General features: G+C 40.8%; 10 protein-coding genes. 8 read left to right on the plus strand and 2 right to left on the minus strand.

Features of this window, described 5'->3' with window-relative positions:
* The first annotated feature begins 371 nt into the window (after positions 1-371).
* The 5 genes from BM375_RS09060 (at position 372) to BM375_RS09080 (ending at position 8690) form a co-directional block, all read left to right on the plus strand.
* Positions 372-1439, plus strand: a complete 1068-nt coding sequence (locus BM375_RS09060; RefSeq protein WP_093365426.1) for an efflux RND transporter periplasmic adaptor subunit — start codon at positions 372-374, stop codon at positions 1437-1439.
* A 14-nt stretch (positions 1440-1453) separates the two neighbouring features.
* Positions 1454-4531 carry an efflux RND transporter permease subunit gene (locus BM375_RS09065; RefSeq protein ID WP_093365428.1) on the plus strand — a complete coding sequence of 1026 codons (3078 nt, stop codon included), beginning with the start codon at positions 1454-1456 and terminating at the stop codon, positions 4529-4531.
* Position 4532: 1 nt separating this feature from the next.
* On the plus strand, positions 4533-5837 hold the full coding sequence (locus BM375_RS09070; protein ID WP_093365429.1) for a TolC family protein: 1305 nt from the start codon (positions 4533-4535) through the stop codon (positions 5835-5837).
* A 278-nt stretch (positions 5838-6115) separates the two neighbouring features.
* Positions 6116-7531: a Gfo/Idh/MocA family protein gene (locus BM375_RS09075; RefSeq protein ID WP_093365431.1), complete on the plus strand. Its 1416-nt coding sequence runs from the start codon at positions 6116-6118 to the stop codon at positions 7529-7531.
* 82 nt (positions 7532-7613) lie between these two features.
* Positions 7614-8690, plus strand: a complete 1077-nt coding sequence (locus BM375_RS09080; RefSeq protein WP_093365433.1) for a formylglycine-generating enzyme family protein — start codon at positions 7614-7616, stop codon at positions 8688-8690.
* Positions 8691-8727: 37 nt separating this feature from the next.
* Here the strand turns inward: BM375_RS09080 and carB are convergent, their stop codons facing one another.
* Positions 8728-11547, minus strand: a complete 2820-nt coding sequence (gene carB, locus BM375_RS09085; RefSeq protein WP_093365435.1) for a carbamoyl-phosphate synthase large subunit — start codon at positions 11545-11547, stop codon at positions 8728-8730.
* 318 nt (positions 11548-11865) lie between these two features.
* On the opposite strand from carB, the gene BM375_RS09090 reads away from it, so the two are divergent.
* Positions 11866-12363 carry a hypothetical protein gene (locus BM375_RS09090; RefSeq protein WP_093365437.1) on the plus strand — a complete coding sequence of 166 codons (498 nt, stop codon included), beginning with the start codon at positions 11866-11868 and terminating at the stop codon, positions 12361-12363.
* A 63-nt stretch (positions 12364-12426) separates the two neighbouring features.
* Here the strand turns inward: BM375_RS09090 and BM375_RS09095 are convergent, their stop codons facing one another.
* Positions 12427-14676 carry a glycoside hydrolase family 20 protein gene (locus BM375_RS09095; RefSeq protein WP_093365439.1) on the minus strand — a complete coding sequence of 750 codons (2250 nt, stop codon included), beginning with the start codon at positions 14674-14676 and terminating at the stop codon, positions 12427-12429.
* 181 nt (positions 14677-14857) lie between these two features.
* On the opposite strand from BM375_RS09095, the gene lipA reads away from it, so the two are divergent.
* Together lipA and BM375_RS09105 are read left to right on the plus strand one after the other, a co-directional pair.
* A complete protein-coding gene (gene lipA / locus BM375_RS09100; protein WP_093365441.1) occupies positions 14858-15739 on the plus strand; it encodes a lipoyl synthase in 882 nt (293 codons plus the stop codon).
* A 120-nt stretch (positions 15740-15859) separates the two neighbouring features.
* Entirely contained in the window at positions 15860-16753 is an 894-nt protein-coding gene (locus tag BM375_RS09105; RefSeq protein ID WP_093365443.1) for a hypothetical protein, read from the plus strand.

The raw sequence follows: 16753 nt of genomic DNA on the forward strand, positions 1-16753 counted from the left end.
GTCGGTGCCTAATTTTACACGGAGGGACGTTCATTCATTTGGACGTCCCTTTTTTGTTTCCCCCGCTGCCGGGCCGATGGTACTGTCCGCCGCTGAGGATGGGAGAGTGATCCGCCGTCTGGCTGGATAATCTTACACGAAAGCCCCTTACAGTTTCCTGAAAGGGGCTGTTTTTTGTTTTTAGGGCTACTTACTGTGGTACATTTTATCTATAAGCTATATTGTCTTTTGTGTGGTTCGAAAAATAGGTCTGCCGATACTGGAATAATCTCAATACGTAATACGCTCTACTCAATACTATATTAAGATTATTACAAATTCCCCGTGGAATAATTGTTAATTTTATTGACTAAATCCATTTTTCTCAATATATGAAAAAGAAATCTATAATTGCCTTATCCTTATTACTTCTGGGAGTGATTGCATTGGTATTTTATCGTATCGACCAGAATAAGAAAAAAGAAGAGAAAAATTCAGGAGGCTTTGCTTCAGGTAATCGGTCTGGAGCAAAAGTTTTTGGAAAAGTTATTTTTGGACAACCATTTTCTGATTATATATCCCTTTCCGGTTCGATTGAGGCCAATGAACAAGTTGATATTCATCCTGAGATAGGAGGAATTATAGAATCGATTAATTTTAATGAAGGTTCACAGGTTTCTCAAGGGCAGGTCTTGGTTCGGATAAACGATGCTGAATTGCGTGCGCAATTGGCACAAGCTAAAACAAGAAACGAGCTCTCTGCTGAGAATGAACGTAGGGCGAAACTTTTGTTAGAGAAAGAAGCAATTAGCCAAGAAGAATATGATATAGCAAGTGCTGATTATCGTACAGCGCAATCTCAAATTCAGCTAATACAAGCACAATTAGATAAGACAGTGGTTAAAGCTCCTTTTTCGGGTGTTATAGGTCTTCGTAATATTTCAAAAGGAAGCTATATTTCATCTACAATTAGCATCGCCCGTTTGGTAAACACTGCCCAGGTTAAGCTCCTCTTTGCAATTCCTGAGAAGTACGCCTATATGGTTGCTAAAAATAAGCCTGTACATTTTACGGTACAAGGTTATGATGTAGCTTATACAGCCAAAATTTATGCGACAGAACCTTCTATAGAGGCGAATACACGAACCCTTTTAGTTCGTGCTATTGCGGAGAATCCTTCAAATAATTTAATACCGGGAGCTTTTGCTAATGTAACTTTTCCTTTGGAGGATGTAGAGAAGGGTTTACTGGTTCCTGCTGAGGCTTTGATTCCGATCCAAAATGGAAAGAAATTATTTGTTGTGAAAAATGGTAAGGCGAAAGAAGTCCTTGTTGAGACAGGAGGAAGAACAGCTGCGGATGTATTGGTGACGAAAGGTATCTACGAAGGTGATACTGTATTAACATCTGGAGTAATGTCATTACGGGATGGATCTGCCGTTGAAGTTAATTTACGCTAAAGCATCGGCTAATTATGAGTTTATCTACACTAAGCATTAAGAGACCTGTTCTTACAATTGTGATGAACGTGATGCTGATTCTATTCGGTATCATAGGTTATACTTTTTTAGGCGTAAGAGAGTTTCCTTCAATTGACCCTGCACAGATTTCGGTACGTACAAGTTATGCGGGCGCGAATCCAGATATTATTGAATCGCAGATTACAGAGCCTTTGGAGAAATCCTTGAATTCTATAGACGGTATTCGCAATATATCGTCTACAAGTAGTCAAGGAAGCAGTAATATTAATATCGAGTTTCATTTAGGAAAAAACTTAGAGGAGGCTGCCAATGATGTTCGTGATAAAGTTTCCCAAGCCATGCGTAGCCTTCCGCAAGATATTGATGCTGCTCCGGTGGTTTCTAAAGCAGATGCAGATTCCGAACCTATAATTACAATGACGTTGCAAAGTTCAGTAAGGAATGTTTTGGAGTTATCAGACTATGCAGAAAATGTTGTTGCTCAACGTTTACAAACTATCCCTGGAGTGAGTTCAGTTCAAATCTGGGGGCAGAGGAAATACGCTATGCGTCTTTGGATAGATCCTGCGAAATTGTCTTCTTATGGATTGACCGTACTGGATGTTCGTTCAGCCCTAAATGCGCAGAATGTCGAATTGCCTTCGGGTAAATTGACTGGGGATAATACGGAATTAACGGTAAAGACGATTGGTAATCTTTCTACAGAAGAGCAGTTTAATAATATCATTATTCGATCTGATCTCACTAAAACTGTAAAATTGGGTGATATAGGTAATGCGGCCTTGGAAGCAGAGAATTTCGAAACGAAGATGTCGGATTCTGGATATCCTATGGTGAGTTTAGCCATTATCCCTCAACCTGGAACAAACTACCTTAATATCGCTAAGAGTTTTTATCAAGAATATGATAAGCTGAAAAGTGATCTGCCGGAAGGCTTTAATATGGATATTGCTATTGATAATACTGTTTTTGTGAAGAAATCAGTCTTGGAGGTTGTGGAGACACTTATTATAGCCGTGGTATTGGTTGTACTCATTATCTTCCTATTCTTCCGTAATTGGTCTATTGCTTTCCGACCTTTGATCGATATCCCAGTTTCCTTGATAGCCACTTTTTTCATTATGTACTTGTGTGGTTTTTCCATCAATGTCCTAACATTGTTAGCTATTGTTTTGGCAACAGGTTTGGTAGTGGATGATGGGATCGTAGTGACGGAGAATATTTTTAAGAAAGTAGAGGAGGGGATGTCGCCGATAGAAGCTGCTGTGAAAGGTTCTAACGAGATTTTCTTTGCGGTGATCTCAATTTCTGTAACCTTAGCAGCCGTATTTTTACCGGTAATTTTTTTAGAAGGTTTTGTAGGGAGGTTGTTCCGGGAATTTGGAGTCGTCATTGGTGCGGCTGTATTGATTTCTGCTTTTGTTTCGTTGACATTGACTCCGATGCTTAACGCCTATCTTATGAAGGGGGGCGAGCAGAAGAGGAGTAAGTTCTATACAAAGACAGAGCGTTATTTTGAAGCAATGAACGCAAGTTATGGTGGAATGTTGAAGGGATTCCTACGATTTAAGTGGTTAAGTTTTGTCGTCTTGATCGTTTGTTTTGGCTTGATTTATTTGTTTTTCCAGTTATTACCCAAGGAAACAGCCCCCTATGATGACCGTAGTTATATCAGTCTTCGTGTTACAGCACCAGAAGGGGTTTCCTATGATTATATGGATCGATTCATGACTGATTTAACGATGCTCATTAACGATTCTGTGCCGGAGAAAAAAGTTAGTTTGGTGATTACTTCCCCAGGATTTGGCTCGTCTTCTGTGAACAGTGGTTTCGTACGTTTAGGCTTAGTGGGGCCAGAAGAGAGAACACGCACACAAGGTGAAATATCGGATCATTTATCGGGTCTGGTACGACAATATTCAGAAGCCCGTGTGGTCGTATCGCAACAACCAACGATAGCGGTAAACCGGAGAGGAGGGATGCCTATTCAGTACATTATTCAGGCTCCTAATTTTGCAAAGCTGGAAGAAAAGATACCAGAATTTATGGAAGAGCTTTCCCATGATCGTACTTTTTCAGTAACAGATGTGAACCTGAAATTCAATAAACCGGAAATATACGTTACCATTGACCGGGAGAAAGCACAAGCGTTGGGGGTATCGGTATTGGATGTTGCCCAAACGCTGAAAATGTCTTTGTCGGGACAGCGTTTTGGGTATTTCATGATGAATGGGAAGCAGTATCAGGTAATGGGCCAGTTTGATAAAAAAGACCGTGCTACACCCATGGATTTAGCGGCTATTTATGTAAAAAATAACCGTGGGGAATTGATACAATTGGATAATATTGTGGAAATGGAAGAACGGAGTAACCCACCTCAGCTTTACCATAATAATCGTTATATGGCTGCTACCGTCTCGGCAAGTTTAGCTCCGGGTAGAAGTATGGGGGAGGGGATTGAGGCTATGGAGCGAATTCGTGAGAAGGTTTTGGATGAAACTTTCACAACCGATTTAGGGGGGGAATCCCGTGATTTTGTCGAAAGCGGTTCAAATACAATGTTTGCTTTTGGTTTAGCTGTTTTGTTAATTTTTCTGATTTTGGCAGCCCAGTTTGAGAGTTTTATCGACCCTATTATCATTATTATTACTGTACCTTTAGCAGTTGCCGGTGCCTTATTTTCTTTATGGCTTTTCGGTCAATCGTGGAATATTTTCAGCCAGATAGGTACCATTATGTTGATTGGCTTGGTAACTAAGAACGGGATTTTAATAGTAGAATTTGCTAATCAGCTGAGAGAACAAGGTTATGATAAATATCGTGCTGTATTGGAAGCTTCAGAAGCGCGTTTACGCCCTATTCTGATGACATCCTTAGCTATTGCTTTTGGAGCTTTGCCTATTGCCATGTCCTTAGGAGCAGCTTCTACAAGTAGAATAGGTATGGGTGTTGTGATTGTTGGAGGAACGGTGTTTTCTTTGATACTGACTTTGTTTGTTATTCCAGGATTTTATTTAATGATGTCAAGAAAAAAAGTACATCGGCCAGAGTTTGATAATATTGAAGATTAAGATGAAAAGACGGATTGTTACTTTTTGCTTGTTGTGTTTTACGATAAGTGTTTCTGTCGGGCAAACATTGCTAACAGCCCAAGAAGCTGTTGAAATTGCGTTGGAAAATAATTATGCGATCAAGCTGTCCGCCAATGATTTGATGGTCGCGAAAGAAAATGTTACTTATGGTAATGCCGGCATATTGCCTTCTGTCACTGCTAATTTTAGCCAGAATAATAGTGTGCAAAACTCGACTCAGGTACAAAATAATGGTGTAGAACGTTCCCTGGATAATGCAAAGAACAACAATATGAGTTATGGTGTTAGTTTAGGCTGGACTGTCTTTGATGGTTTGGGCATGTTTGCTAGGTATGAAAAGCTACAGGAATTACAGAAGCAAGGCGATGTAGCTTTTAAACGGACCGTATTAACGACCATCGGCGATGTCATTGCGCTGTATTATACGATTGTGGAGCAACAGAACCTTTTAGCAGCTTTGGACTCTAATATCGTGATTTCAACCGAACGGTTGCAGACAGCTGAAAATCGTTTTTCCATTGGAAAAGCGTCCAAGTTGGAAGTCTTAAATGTGCAGGTTAATCTCAATGCGGACGTATCGGCTCATTTAAAACAAAAAGAGATTGTCCGTAATCTGAAAACGAATCTTAATAGCCTGTTGGTTCGTGATCTGGATACCGATTTTGAGGTGATTAGCGAGGTGGAAATTGATGAAAGTTTAACGTACCAAGATCTGCTCGACCGAGCCAAACGATATAATCCGGATTTACAGCTTATCTCGATTAACAAGCGGTTAGCTGAATTAGATCTTAAAAATGTGAAATCGGCACGTTATCCTACTGTAAGGCTTAATGGTGGATATAATTTTTCACAATCAGAATCCAGTTTAGGATTCGTTGCCAGTTCAAATTCTCGAGGTTTGACATATGGCGTAACGGCCTCGCTCAATATTTTTGATGGATTTAATCAAAGGAGAAATGAACGGGTTGCAAAATTGCAGATTGATAATGCAGATTTGCAGATGGAGCAACAAAATCTATTGATAACAACGAATATCAAAACGGCCTACGAAACTTATCTAACAACGATAGAGTTAGTTAAGTTGGAAGAACGCAATGAAGATATCGCTAGACAGAATTTACAGATTACTCTGGCAAAATATACCATAGGATCGATTAGTGCTGTGGAGTTCAGGGATGCGCAGGAGAATTTTATCAATGCTATTTCCCGGTATAATTCGGCATTATTGCAGGCGAAATTGTCCGAAGTACAGCTGAAAGAATTGGTTGGTCAAATGGATTTTTAAGGGTGTGTAAATAGTACACAAAGCCCTTAAAATGAGAATGTATCATTTTTGTTAACTAAAAATTGAGCAAACGTTTGCTTTGTTTTTTTGTTTTTTTTTCCATCCGAATACTATTATACTTGTATAAGCAAAAGGCAAATGCCTCTGCTGATAACCATTTGTATCTGCTATAAATAGGTTATGTTGAATGGACTGTTTAGTTTGTTTTAAAATAGGTGATTTTAGAGGGGACGCTTATTTGTCCCCTTTAATTTAAGAAAGAATTTATCTAAACTTTTATGAGCTCTAATAGACGAGAATTTTTAAAGAAGGCTACACTTTTATCGAGTGCTGCTATTGCGTTGCCAGCGATTAACAATACTGCTATGGCAGCTGCACCAGGTTTTAACATGTGGGGATATGCAGCTCCAAAAATCGATAAAGTTCGTATCGCGGTTATCGGTTTGGGAATGCGTGGTCCGGGGGCGGTTGACCGTTTGTCGTATATCGAAGGTACAGAGATTGTAGCCTTGTGTGACCGCCATGCAGAAAGAGTAACTAAAGCTCAAAAAATACTGACCAATAAAGGACTGAAAGAAGCTAAATCTTACTCTGGTGATAACGGTTGGCAACAATTGTTGAAGGACGAGGAAGTCGATTTAGTTTATATCTGTACGCCTTGGGAATTCCATGCGCCGATGAGTATTGCCGCAATGAAAGCTGGTGCTCACGTAGCTTGTGAGGTGCCTATTGGTTTGACAGTGAAGGAATGTTGGGAAGTTGTACGTGTTTCCGAGCAGACAAAAAAACACTGTATGATGTTGGAGAACTGTTGTTATGACTTCTTCGAGATGTTAACTTTGAACATGACTCGCCAGGGTATGTTCGGCGAGTTGGTACATGCCGAAGGAGCCTATATTCATGATTTGTTGGGTTTGAACTTCAACAAAAATGGGTATGACAATATGTGGCGCCTGCGTGAAAACATCAAAATGAACGGGAACCTTTACCCAACACATGGTATTGGACCAATTGCACAGTGTATGAACATTAATGCTGGCGACCGGATGACACATTTGGTGGCTATGCAGACTGCCGATTTTATGATGGGCGATAAAGCGCGTGAGTTGGCTGCTGAGGATTCTTTCTTCCAAGAGTTTGTTGGTAAAAAATACCGTGGTAACATGGATACGACATTGATTAAAACCGAAAAAGGAAAAACCTTAATGGTTCAACATGATGTTACTTCGCCAAGACCATATTCACGTTTGCACTTATTGAGTGGAACAAAAGGCTTTGCACAGAAATATCCTAAAGAAGGTATTGCTTTTGGCCACAGCTTTGTGAAAGAAGACGAATTGAAAGGTCTGTATGAGAAATATACACCTGAATTGATTAAATACATTGGAGAACAAGCTAAACAAGTCGGTGGACATGGTGGTATGGACTTTATGATGGACTGGCGACTTATCGACTGTCTGCGTAACGGATTGCCAATCGATCAACCTATTTACGAAGGAGCAACATGGAGTGTGATTGTACCTTTGAGCTGTGAGTCGGTTGCTAAAAACAGTAAAACGGTAAATATTCCGGACTTTACAAACGGCGCATGGAGAAATAACCAGCCGCATGATATGACACTGAACGGTGGAGGTAATACAGGTATTAGACCAAAAGTTTCCAAAGACCAAAAAAATCAACTGAAAGTTGATTAGTCGATCATAAGATGAGAGATTTCAGAGGCCCAATTTCGATTGGGCTTTTGTTTTTTATGGGGTTTAAAAGTATATTCGTTGTATGGAAATCATATCTAAGCTATCTATCCTTATTGTTATCTTGTTCATAAGCTGTCATTCCGGAAGGGGAAATGTCGATGTTCAGCAGTCTGCAGATTCCATAGCTGTATGTCATATTGGTGCTATCCCTTCGCGTTTTACCGCTTTGCATAAAGACACATTGAGTTATGAAAAAGGAGAAGACAACGTCCGGATGGTTTTCATTCGAGGAGGAAAGTTCAAAATGGGCTCAACGGATTTTGTAGATGCCCAACCTGTACATGCAGTGGAAGTTAATTCATTTTATATGGATGAGCATGAAGTCACTAATGCTCAGTTTGAGGCATTTGTGAAAGCAACGGATTATGTTACTGTAGCAGAAAGGCCATTAGATCCGAAAGAATTTCCTGGCGTGGATCCTGCGATGTTGGTGCCGGGTTCTGCTGTATTCACTAATCCCAGTAAGGTTGATGGCATGGATAATTTTTTGCAATGGTGGCAGTATGTTCCGGGAGCAAACTGGCGTTATCCCGAAGGTCCAAATAGCTCTATTAGAGGCAAGGAAGATCACCCGGTTACGCAACTAGCTTATGAGGATGCCGAAGCTTATGCTAAATGGGCGGGAAAGCGACTCCCCACGGAAGCGGAGTGGGAGTATGCGGCTAAGGCAGGAAACCATACCAGTGAAACGTATTATTGGGGAAGCGAGAAGAAAGAAAATGGGAAATGGTTAGCCAATATTTTTCAAGGCGATTTTCCTATGAAGAATACCAAGGAGGATGGGTTTGAAACAACTTCTCCTGTCAAATCTTTTCCGGCTAATGCCTATGGATTATATGACATGGAAGGTAATGTATGGGAATGGTGTTCGGATTTTTACAGACCTGATTATTATATGCAAAGTCCGAAATCAAATCCGAAAGGCCCCTCCTCTTCACATGACCCTCAGGAACCTGGACTTGTCAAACGTGTACAACGTGGCGGATCTTTTCTGTGCAACGATGAATATTGTGAGCGCTATAAAGCCGGAAGCCGAGGAAAAGGAGAGGTAAATAGTCCGACAAATAATGTGGGGTTCCGATGCGTAAAGGATATATAAAAAGACAGCCCGGCATTTGCTGGGCTGTCTTTTTATATTACTGTGCATTCAAGAACATCGATTTCTTGCTGTACAATTCCCTAAAGTACGGATCCTGTAAATCTTTGATGAAGCGGATAGCTTCACCGGTAGACTTCATCTCCGGCCCTAACTGTTTATCAACTTCTGGGAATTTTGAGAAAGAGAATACTGGTTCTTTAATAGCGTATCCCTTTAGTTTACGCTCAATGGTAAAGTCTTTCAGCTTATTCACGCCCAACATCACTTTTGTTGCAATGTTGATGTATGGCACATCGTATGCTTTTGCGATGAAAGGAACGGTGCGTGATGCACGAGGATTAGCCTCGATTACATAAACATTCTCACCTTTAACAGCAAACTGTATGTTAAGCAGACCTTTTACATTCAGCGCTTTAGCAAGTTTGATAGAATACTCTTCCATTTTCTGTTGTACTGCCTCTGACAAGCTGAACGGAGGTAATACTGCGGAAGAATCGCCCGAGTGAATACCAGCAGGCTCGATATGCTCCATCATACCGATGATATGCACGTCTTCACCATCACAGATAGAATCTGATTCTGCTTCCTCTGCACGGTCTAAGAAGTGGTCAATCAGTATTTGATTACCCGGTAAGGTTTTCAAAAGATTAACTACTGCTTTTTCTAAGTCCTCATCATTGATGACGATACTCATTCCTTGTCCACCCAAGACATATGAAGGGCGCACCAACACGGGATAACCTACTTCATTGGCAACTTTTAAAGCTTCTTCGGCCGAAGTCGCTACACCATATTTTGGATAAGGGATATTTAATTCTTTCAATAAATCAGAGAAGCGGCCGCGATCTTCTGCCAAATCCATGTCCTTAAAAGAAGTTCCGATAATTTTTACACCCAACGCCTCTAAACGTTCAGCCATCTTAAGTGCCGTTTGTCCACCCAACTGTACAATAACCCCTTCAGGTTTTTCCAACTCGATGATTTCGCGAACATGTTCCCAGAATACTGGTTCAAAGTAAAGCTTGTCCGCCATATTAAAGTCTGTTGAAACCGTTTCCGGGTTACAGTTGACCATGATGGCCTCGTAACCAGCTTCCTTAGCTGCGATAAGACCATGTACACATGAATAGTCAAACTCGATACCCTGCCCGATACGGTTTGGCCCTGAACCCAACACGATGATTTTCTTTTTGTCGGACACGATGGATTCGTTTTCGTCTTCGAAAGTAGAGTAGTAGTAAGGTGTTTGAGCCGGGAATTCAGCAGCACAGGTATCCACCATTTTGTAAACACGATTGATGCCTAATTCTTTACGACGTGCATAAACATCATCTTCACTGACGTTGCCCAATAACCATGAAATCTGCGTATCTGAATACCCTTTTTGTTTCAATGTCATAAAGAAATCGCGAGGAATATTGTTCAATTGGTAGCGACGCAATTCAGTTTCCAATTGTACCAATTCCTGAATTTGTACCAAGAACCATTTATCAATACGCGTAACCTTACGGACAGATTCCAAAGGTACGCCTAGCTCGAAAGCATCTTTGATATGGAAAACACGGTCAGCACTTGGATGCTCCAGGCTCTCCATGATTTCTTCCAGATTACGTAGCTGACGACCATCTGCACCTAATCCTGCACGGTTGGTTTCCAAGGATTGACAAGCCTTTTGCAAAGCTTCGATAAAGGTACGTCCGATAGACATGACCTCACCAACGGCTTTCATCTGTAAGCCCAATTCTTTGTTTGCTCCTTTGAATTTGTCAAAGTTGAAACGTGGGATTTTAACGATAACGTAGTCCAACGTTGGTTCAAAGTATGCCGATGTTGTTTTTGTAATCTGATTTTGCAGTTCATCCAGGTTGTAGCCGATAGCCAATTTCGCTGCAATTTTCGCAATAGGATAACCAGTCGCTTTAGAAGCCAAAGCAGAAGAGCGAGACACACGTGGATTGATTTCAATAGCGATAATATCCTCGTTTTCGGGATTTACAGAGAACTGAACGTTACATCCTCCGGCAAAGTTACCAATCGAGCGCATCATGCGGATAGCTTGGTTGCGCATATCTTGATAACATTTATCGGATAAGGTCATGCCTGGAGCTACTGTAATTGAATCTCCCGTATGGATACCCATCGGGTCAAAGTTTTCAATTGTACAGATAATAATGACATTATCATTCGTATCACGCAACAATTCCAGCTCAAACTCTTTCCAGCCTAATACCGCTTGTTCTACCAATACTTCATGGGTTGGAGAAGCGTGTAGTCCTCTGTTTAAAGCAGCATCAAAATCTTCTTTTTTATGTACAAATCCCCCACCTGTACCAGCTAAGGTGTATGATGGACGAATAACCAATGGGTACCCAATTTCTTGTGCAGCTTCTTTTCCTTCAAGGAAAGAATTCGCAATTTTGGATTTAGCGACTCCAACACCAATATCAACCATTAATTGGCGGAATTCCTCTCGGTTTTCGGTTTTCTCGATTGCGGCAACATCCACACCGATCACTTTTACATCATATTTTTCCCATAGACCTAAGTTAGAAGCTTCTATACATAGGTTCAAAGCGGTCTGTCCTCCCATGGTTGGAAGCACAGCGTCGATTTGCTGCTCTTGAAGAATCTGTTCGATACTTTCGCAGGTAAGTGGCAACAGGTAAACATGGTCTGCAATAACCTTGTCTGTCATGATGGTTGCCGGGTTCGAGTTGATAATTGAAACCGTAATGCCTTCTTCTTTTAAAGAAAGGGCTGCTTGAGAACCGGAGTAATCAAACTCACAGGCTTGACCGATAACGATAGGTCCCGAACCGATAATCAAAACGGAATTGATGGAGGTGTTTCTGGGCATTATTTGTTTTTATTCAAAAAATTAACAATCAATGTGTTGTGCGGACAAAAGCAAGGAGATGCCTTTTGTAAAGAAGAGTATTCCGACTGCTTTGTCGGAGTACAAAGTTACATATTTTTTGGTAAATGTATACTTTTTTTGAAAACTAATGTTTCAATCTGAGAACATCGGTTTTCTATTCTTCTTTTGTCAGTAGTGTTTTATACTTTGTCGAAATCGCAGGTCATCGTTTTTTATTGAGAAAGCCTAAATGGAACGGTTTTTGATATTTGAAGGAAAAATAGAATATTTTATAAATTAATTTAAAGAAAAGTAATTATGAAAAAATTTACATTACTATTTGTGGGCGTTCTTTTTGCAGCAGCATCTTTTGCACAGGATTATAAGAACTCTATCGGTATCCGTTTGGGAGAAAGCTATTACGATGTAATCGGTGCGGCTTTTAAAACATTTATCTCTCAACCAGCAGCATTGGAATTTGATTTAGGCATCAGACCTCGTTCAGTCGCTGGGGTAAAATGGACGAACCTATCTTTCTCAGGAGCTTATCAACATCATTTCCCGATTGGTAACATTGATGGGTTTAAATGGTTTGTTGGTGGTGGTGCCGTTTTGGCTAACACATTTTCCGATGAAGATTATTACAAAGGATTTAGTGCAGGTCTATTCCCAACAGGTGGTGTAGATTATAAATTGAAAAATGCACCATTTGCATTTTCAGCTGATGTACGTCCTACTATTCACGTAGTAAAAGCTTCAGGTTATTATGATGGCTTTTACTTTAACGGAGGTGTAACGGCTCGTTATACTTTCTAAGAGGAAAATCATTAAGGTTAAAAGAAGAGCCTGCTGCACAATGTGCAGCAGGCTCTTCTTTCTTTAATACACAATAATTTCGTCAGCAAACAAATAACCTCGCATTGGATTCGTAGCGACAACCTTTACATACCGCGCCATTTGTGGTTTTTCCAATCTCACTTCAAAGGTTTTGAATTTCAGTTGAGGATCTGTCGTATTTTCTGTATTCACGATAGTTCCGACCTCTCTATAATTCTGCCCATTATCGGATAGGAGAACTTTAAATTCTCCCGGATAGTAAACGCCAGGAGCTGGAATTTGCATAAAACGCATGGCGACAGACTTGATTTCTTCTCTTCGCTCGAAATCGATATATACATCCACTCCCTTAGTAAAACCTTGCCATTGCTGATCATGGTAACTTAGCCCTCCTTTGATTCCATTGGTCAAGGAAAGCTCTTTTTGTGCAGGGTAACCCTCCCAAGGTGTATTGTAGAATACTTTTTTGCCAATCGCTTTGTGTATATCCAGTTCCGTTGTCTCAACAGGGCTTACACGAGTAGAATCAAGAAATGACGCGGCTTTTATTACGGTAGAGCTACTAAGTTCGATAGGGGCGGTATATGGTGTTGATTTACTGGTAGGTTCAGAACCATCAATGGTATAGAAAATATTCGGATACATCTGTTCAGACGTCAACGTCACGGTATTTCTCATTTTCTCTTGTTGGAAATCTACTTCGGCTAATACATTGTACGATGGACGGTAATAATTCACATCCATTTGTTGCAGTATTTTATAATGGCTTTGCAATCTCTTTTTGAAATCTGGGAAGCTGCGGGCTTCCTGTGCCGTCCAGTTCACTTCGGATAATGCCAATGCTCTCGGAAAAGCCATGTATTCTACATGTTGGAAAGTCGGGATATATTCTGTCCACAGGTTAGCCTGTGCACCCAGAATATGTTTGGCTTTATCTTTTTCAATTTCTTGGGGAACAGGGTTGTAGGAGTAGACCTTGTCTATAGGAAGGAATCCGCCTAAGGTCTCCGGTTGCGTACGTGGGTCGGTCTGGTAGCTGTCAAAATAGAGGTGACTTCCGGGCGTCATGATGACATCATGCCCCATGTTTGCCGCTTTGATACCACCAGCTTCGCCACGCCAACTCATGACTGTCGCTCCGGCTGTCAATCCGCCTTCAAGAATCTCATCCCATCCAATCAGCTTACGGCCTTTGGATTGCAGGTACTCATCCATCTGCTGTATCGCATAGCTTTGTAGCTCGTCTTCATCTTTTAGTCCTAATTCTGATTTTAACGCTTGGCACTTAGCACAGGTTTTCCAATGCTTTTTCTCTGCTTCATCACCCCCGATGTGGATGTATTCTGAAGGGAAAATCTCCAGCACCTCATCCAATACATTCTTTAAAAATACGAAGGTGCCTTCGTTTCCTATGCAAAATTCTCCTTGTGTATAAGGCTTTCCTGAGCAGGATAACTCCGGGTAAACGGCTAATACTTCTTCGGAATGTCCTGGCATCTCAATTTCGGGAATGATAGTTATTCCCTTACGGGCAGCATAGGTGACCAACTCACGGGCTTGTTCCTGTGTGTAGAAACCTCCACTCGCATTGGGCGTCCCCTGTTCGATATATTGTGTTCCATTATTTGCCCAATCTTTCCAACTGGTGTGTGTACGCCATGCCGCTTTCTGAGTGAGTTCAGGATACTGTTTTATCTCCAAACGCCATCCAGCACCATCGGTAATATGCCAATGAAAATGATTGAACTTGTACAGCGCCATGATGTCGATATATTTTTTCAAAAAATCGAAAGGCATAAAGTGCCTGGACACATCCAAGTGTAACCCGCGATAGTCAAACCGGGGTTCGTCATATATAGTTAATTGCGGGAGCTCTGTTGGGTTTTCTTGCAAAAGGCCTAATTGTATCAACGTATGTATACCTGAAATCATTGCATTTACATTATGCGCTTTAATGAGGATACCGTTGTCATCTATGTCGATCTTGTAGCCATTAGTCGCGATTTTGTCAACAGCTTCTGCGGGAAAAAGTCGAATACCCTGACCATGTTTCTTGCCTATTTTCTTCACGACTTCAATTGGTAGTGCATTGAAGTAAGCATAGGAAGTGAGTAGTTCAGTCGCCAAGGAAAAATCTTCTGTTGTATATATCGAAGAGGTATTGGAAATAGAGTAACGACCTTCGGCTAAAGTTACTTTTTGTGGTTTAGGGATCAATGGAGGTTCACTAAGCTGGGCATAAGCAGATAGGGATAACAACGTAAGAATAAGGGTAAATAATCTTCTGTACATGAGGGATAAGTTTGCTATGGACAAATATCTGAAAAAAAAATGGATATGTGATTGAGGCTCTAGGGAGGAATAAAAACAAAATCTTAGTTTCGCCAGCCTATGCAGGTAAAACGGAGAATATGAGATTTTGACTACAATTGCGGTATAGCTTTTTTAGCGGAATAATGCTTACCTTTGCAGTATGATTGAACTTCCAGTAATTCCGGCTACACAGACTCAGCGTAAACCAGATTGGTTGCGTGTCAAATTACCTGTAGGTAAAGAATATCGTCATGTTAGAAGCTTAGTGGATGAGCATAAGTTGCACACTATCTGCGAAAGTGGAAACTGTCCGAATATGGGCGAGTGTTGGGGAGCTGGAACGGCCACATTCATGATTTTGGGGAATATCTGTACCCGCTCGTGTTCTTTCTGCGCCGTAGCTACAGGTCGTCCGTTAGCTGTAGATATGGATGAGCCTAACCGAGTTGCCAATTCTGTGAAATTGATGCAAGTAAAGCACTGTGTGATTACTTCGGTTGATCGTGATGATTTGAAGGATGGTGGTTCTACTATTTGGGCAGAAACGATTAACGCTATTCGTCGAGAAAGCCCTGAAACAACATTGGAAACTTTAATCCCGGATTTCAAAGGACAATGGGATAATTTGGATCGGGTGCTTGCTGTACGTCCGGAAGTGGTTTCCCATAACCTGGAAACCGTGCGCCGACTAACACGTGAAGTGCGTATTCAGGCGAAATATGATCGATCACTGGAATGCTTACGTCGTATTTCGGAAGCGGGTTTACGTACAAAATCCGGTATTATGTTGGGTTTTGGAGAGACGGAAGAAGATGTAATTGAGGCAATGCAGGATTTATACAATGTTGGTGTGCATATTTTGACACTGGGACAATATCTCCAGCCGACAAAAGCGCACCACCCTGTTGTGGAATGGATTACGCCTGAGCAGTTTGAGAAATATAAGCAAATTGGTTTGGAAATGGGCTTTAAGTATGTAGAGTCTGGGCCGTTGGTTCGTTCTTCTTACCATGCGGAAAAGCATCTTTTCGATATGCAGTAAAATAATGAAGGGGCATCGCCTATATATTTGAAGAAAAATGTAGGCGATTGTTCTCAACTTCTAAGGAAAATACTTCCTTTTATACCCCAAAGGGTTTATTGCAAGCCAATCTTTAAACCCATGATAAAGTTTCAGACATATCGATTACGTCATTTTGCCTTCCCATTGCTGTTGGCAATTCTTCTTATCATAGCAATCTCTACATTTCTTTATGGCATCATAGTGCATTTGAATATCCAGTCAATACCTGATTGGTTGATGCAGATCATTATTCCTTGTATATTGGGAGGGATAGCAATTCAAAGAGTTTATCCACGTTTGTTGAATCGTTTTGAATTTCGTCTTCCTTCATATTTTTCTACTCTTCCTAAGCTCGTGCTGTACTTACTGATGATGGGAATGAGCCTTGTTGTGATACATTATTCCGCTAAAAGTATCCGTTATAATTTTGGGAAAACATTATATGTAAAGTCTGTTAATGATTTGCAGCCTCATGAACAGCCTTATTTCTTAGAAATGGGCGATTGGTATGCGGATCGTCTTCGGGTGATTCCCTTAAACACTTATGAGATGACGGGGCTGTTTACTAAAAAAGTACAGCTGAGAAGTTTGTTCGTCATGCCTGTATTCTCCCGAAATACAGCCTATCGTACTAAGGCAAAGGCGTGGTTGGCTGTAGATTATAAGAAGATTGTCTCCGAAACAGAATTTAAGTCTAATCAAGGAAGGGATTTTTACGAGGAATCGTTGAGCCATTTCAGAAAGATAAATGTGCGGGAGTATTTGTATCTGGAGCAGTATCCGAACAATAAATTTTATCGTATTTACTTAAATCTCGTGCAGACTCATTCCTATTTTCAATCTGGGTATGCTTACATATACAAAGGACAAAATATCCACCGTGATACCTTGTCCCTTTACTATGCTACAGTAACTTCTGTTATTTTGTTGTTGGCGTGTTTTCCTGTCTCGTTACTGATTAGTTTGCTATTTCAGCCTCTGAAAGAGAAATAG

It is taken from the genome of Sphingobacterium wenxiniae, from assembly GCF_900116225.1.
Lineage (GTDB): Bacteria > Bacteroidota > Bacteroidia > Sphingobacteriales > Sphingobacteriaceae > Sphingobacterium > Sphingobacterium wenxiniae.

Excerpts from the sequence above, each read along its gene's own strand:
- BM375_RS09060 (WP_093365426.1), top strand. The coding sequence starts at position 372 with ATGAAAAAGAAATCTATAATTGCCTTATCCTTATTACTTCTGGGAGTG.
- BM375_RS09065 (WP_093365428.1), top strand. The coding sequence starts at position 1,454 with ATGAGTTTATCTACACTAAGCATTAAGAGACCTGTTCTTACAATTGTG.
- BM375_RS09070 (WP_093365429.1), top strand. The coding sequence starts at position 4,533 with ATGAAAAGACGGATTGTTACTTTTTGCTTGTTGTGTTTTACGATAAGT.
- BM375_RS09075 (WP_093365431.1), top strand. The coding sequence starts at position 6,116 with ATGAGCTCTAATAGACGAGAATTTTTAAAGAAGGCTACACTTTTATCG.
- BM375_RS09080 (WP_093365433.1), top strand. The coding sequence starts at position 7,614 with ATGGAAATCATATCTAAGCTATCTATCCTTATTGTTATCTTGTTCATA.
- carB (WP_093365435.1), bottom strand. The coding sequence starts at position 11,547 with ATGCCCAGAAACACCTCCATCAATTCCGTTTTGATTATCGGTTCGGGA.
- BM375_RS09090 (WP_093365437.1), top strand. The coding sequence starts at position 11,866 with ATGAAAAAATTTACATTACTATTTGTGGGCGTTCTTTTTGCAGCAGCA.
- BM375_RS09095 (WP_093365439.1), bottom strand. The coding sequence starts at position 14,676 with ATGTACAGAAGATTATTTACCCTTATTCTTACGTTGTTATCCCTATCT.
- lipA (WP_093365441.1), top strand. The coding sequence starts at position 14,858 with ATGATTGAACTTCCAGTAATTCCGGCTACACAGACTCAGCGTAAACCA.
- BM375_RS09105 (WP_093365443.1), top strand. The coding sequence starts at position 15,860 with ATGATAAAGTTTCAGACATATCGATTACGTCATTTTGCCTTCCCATTG.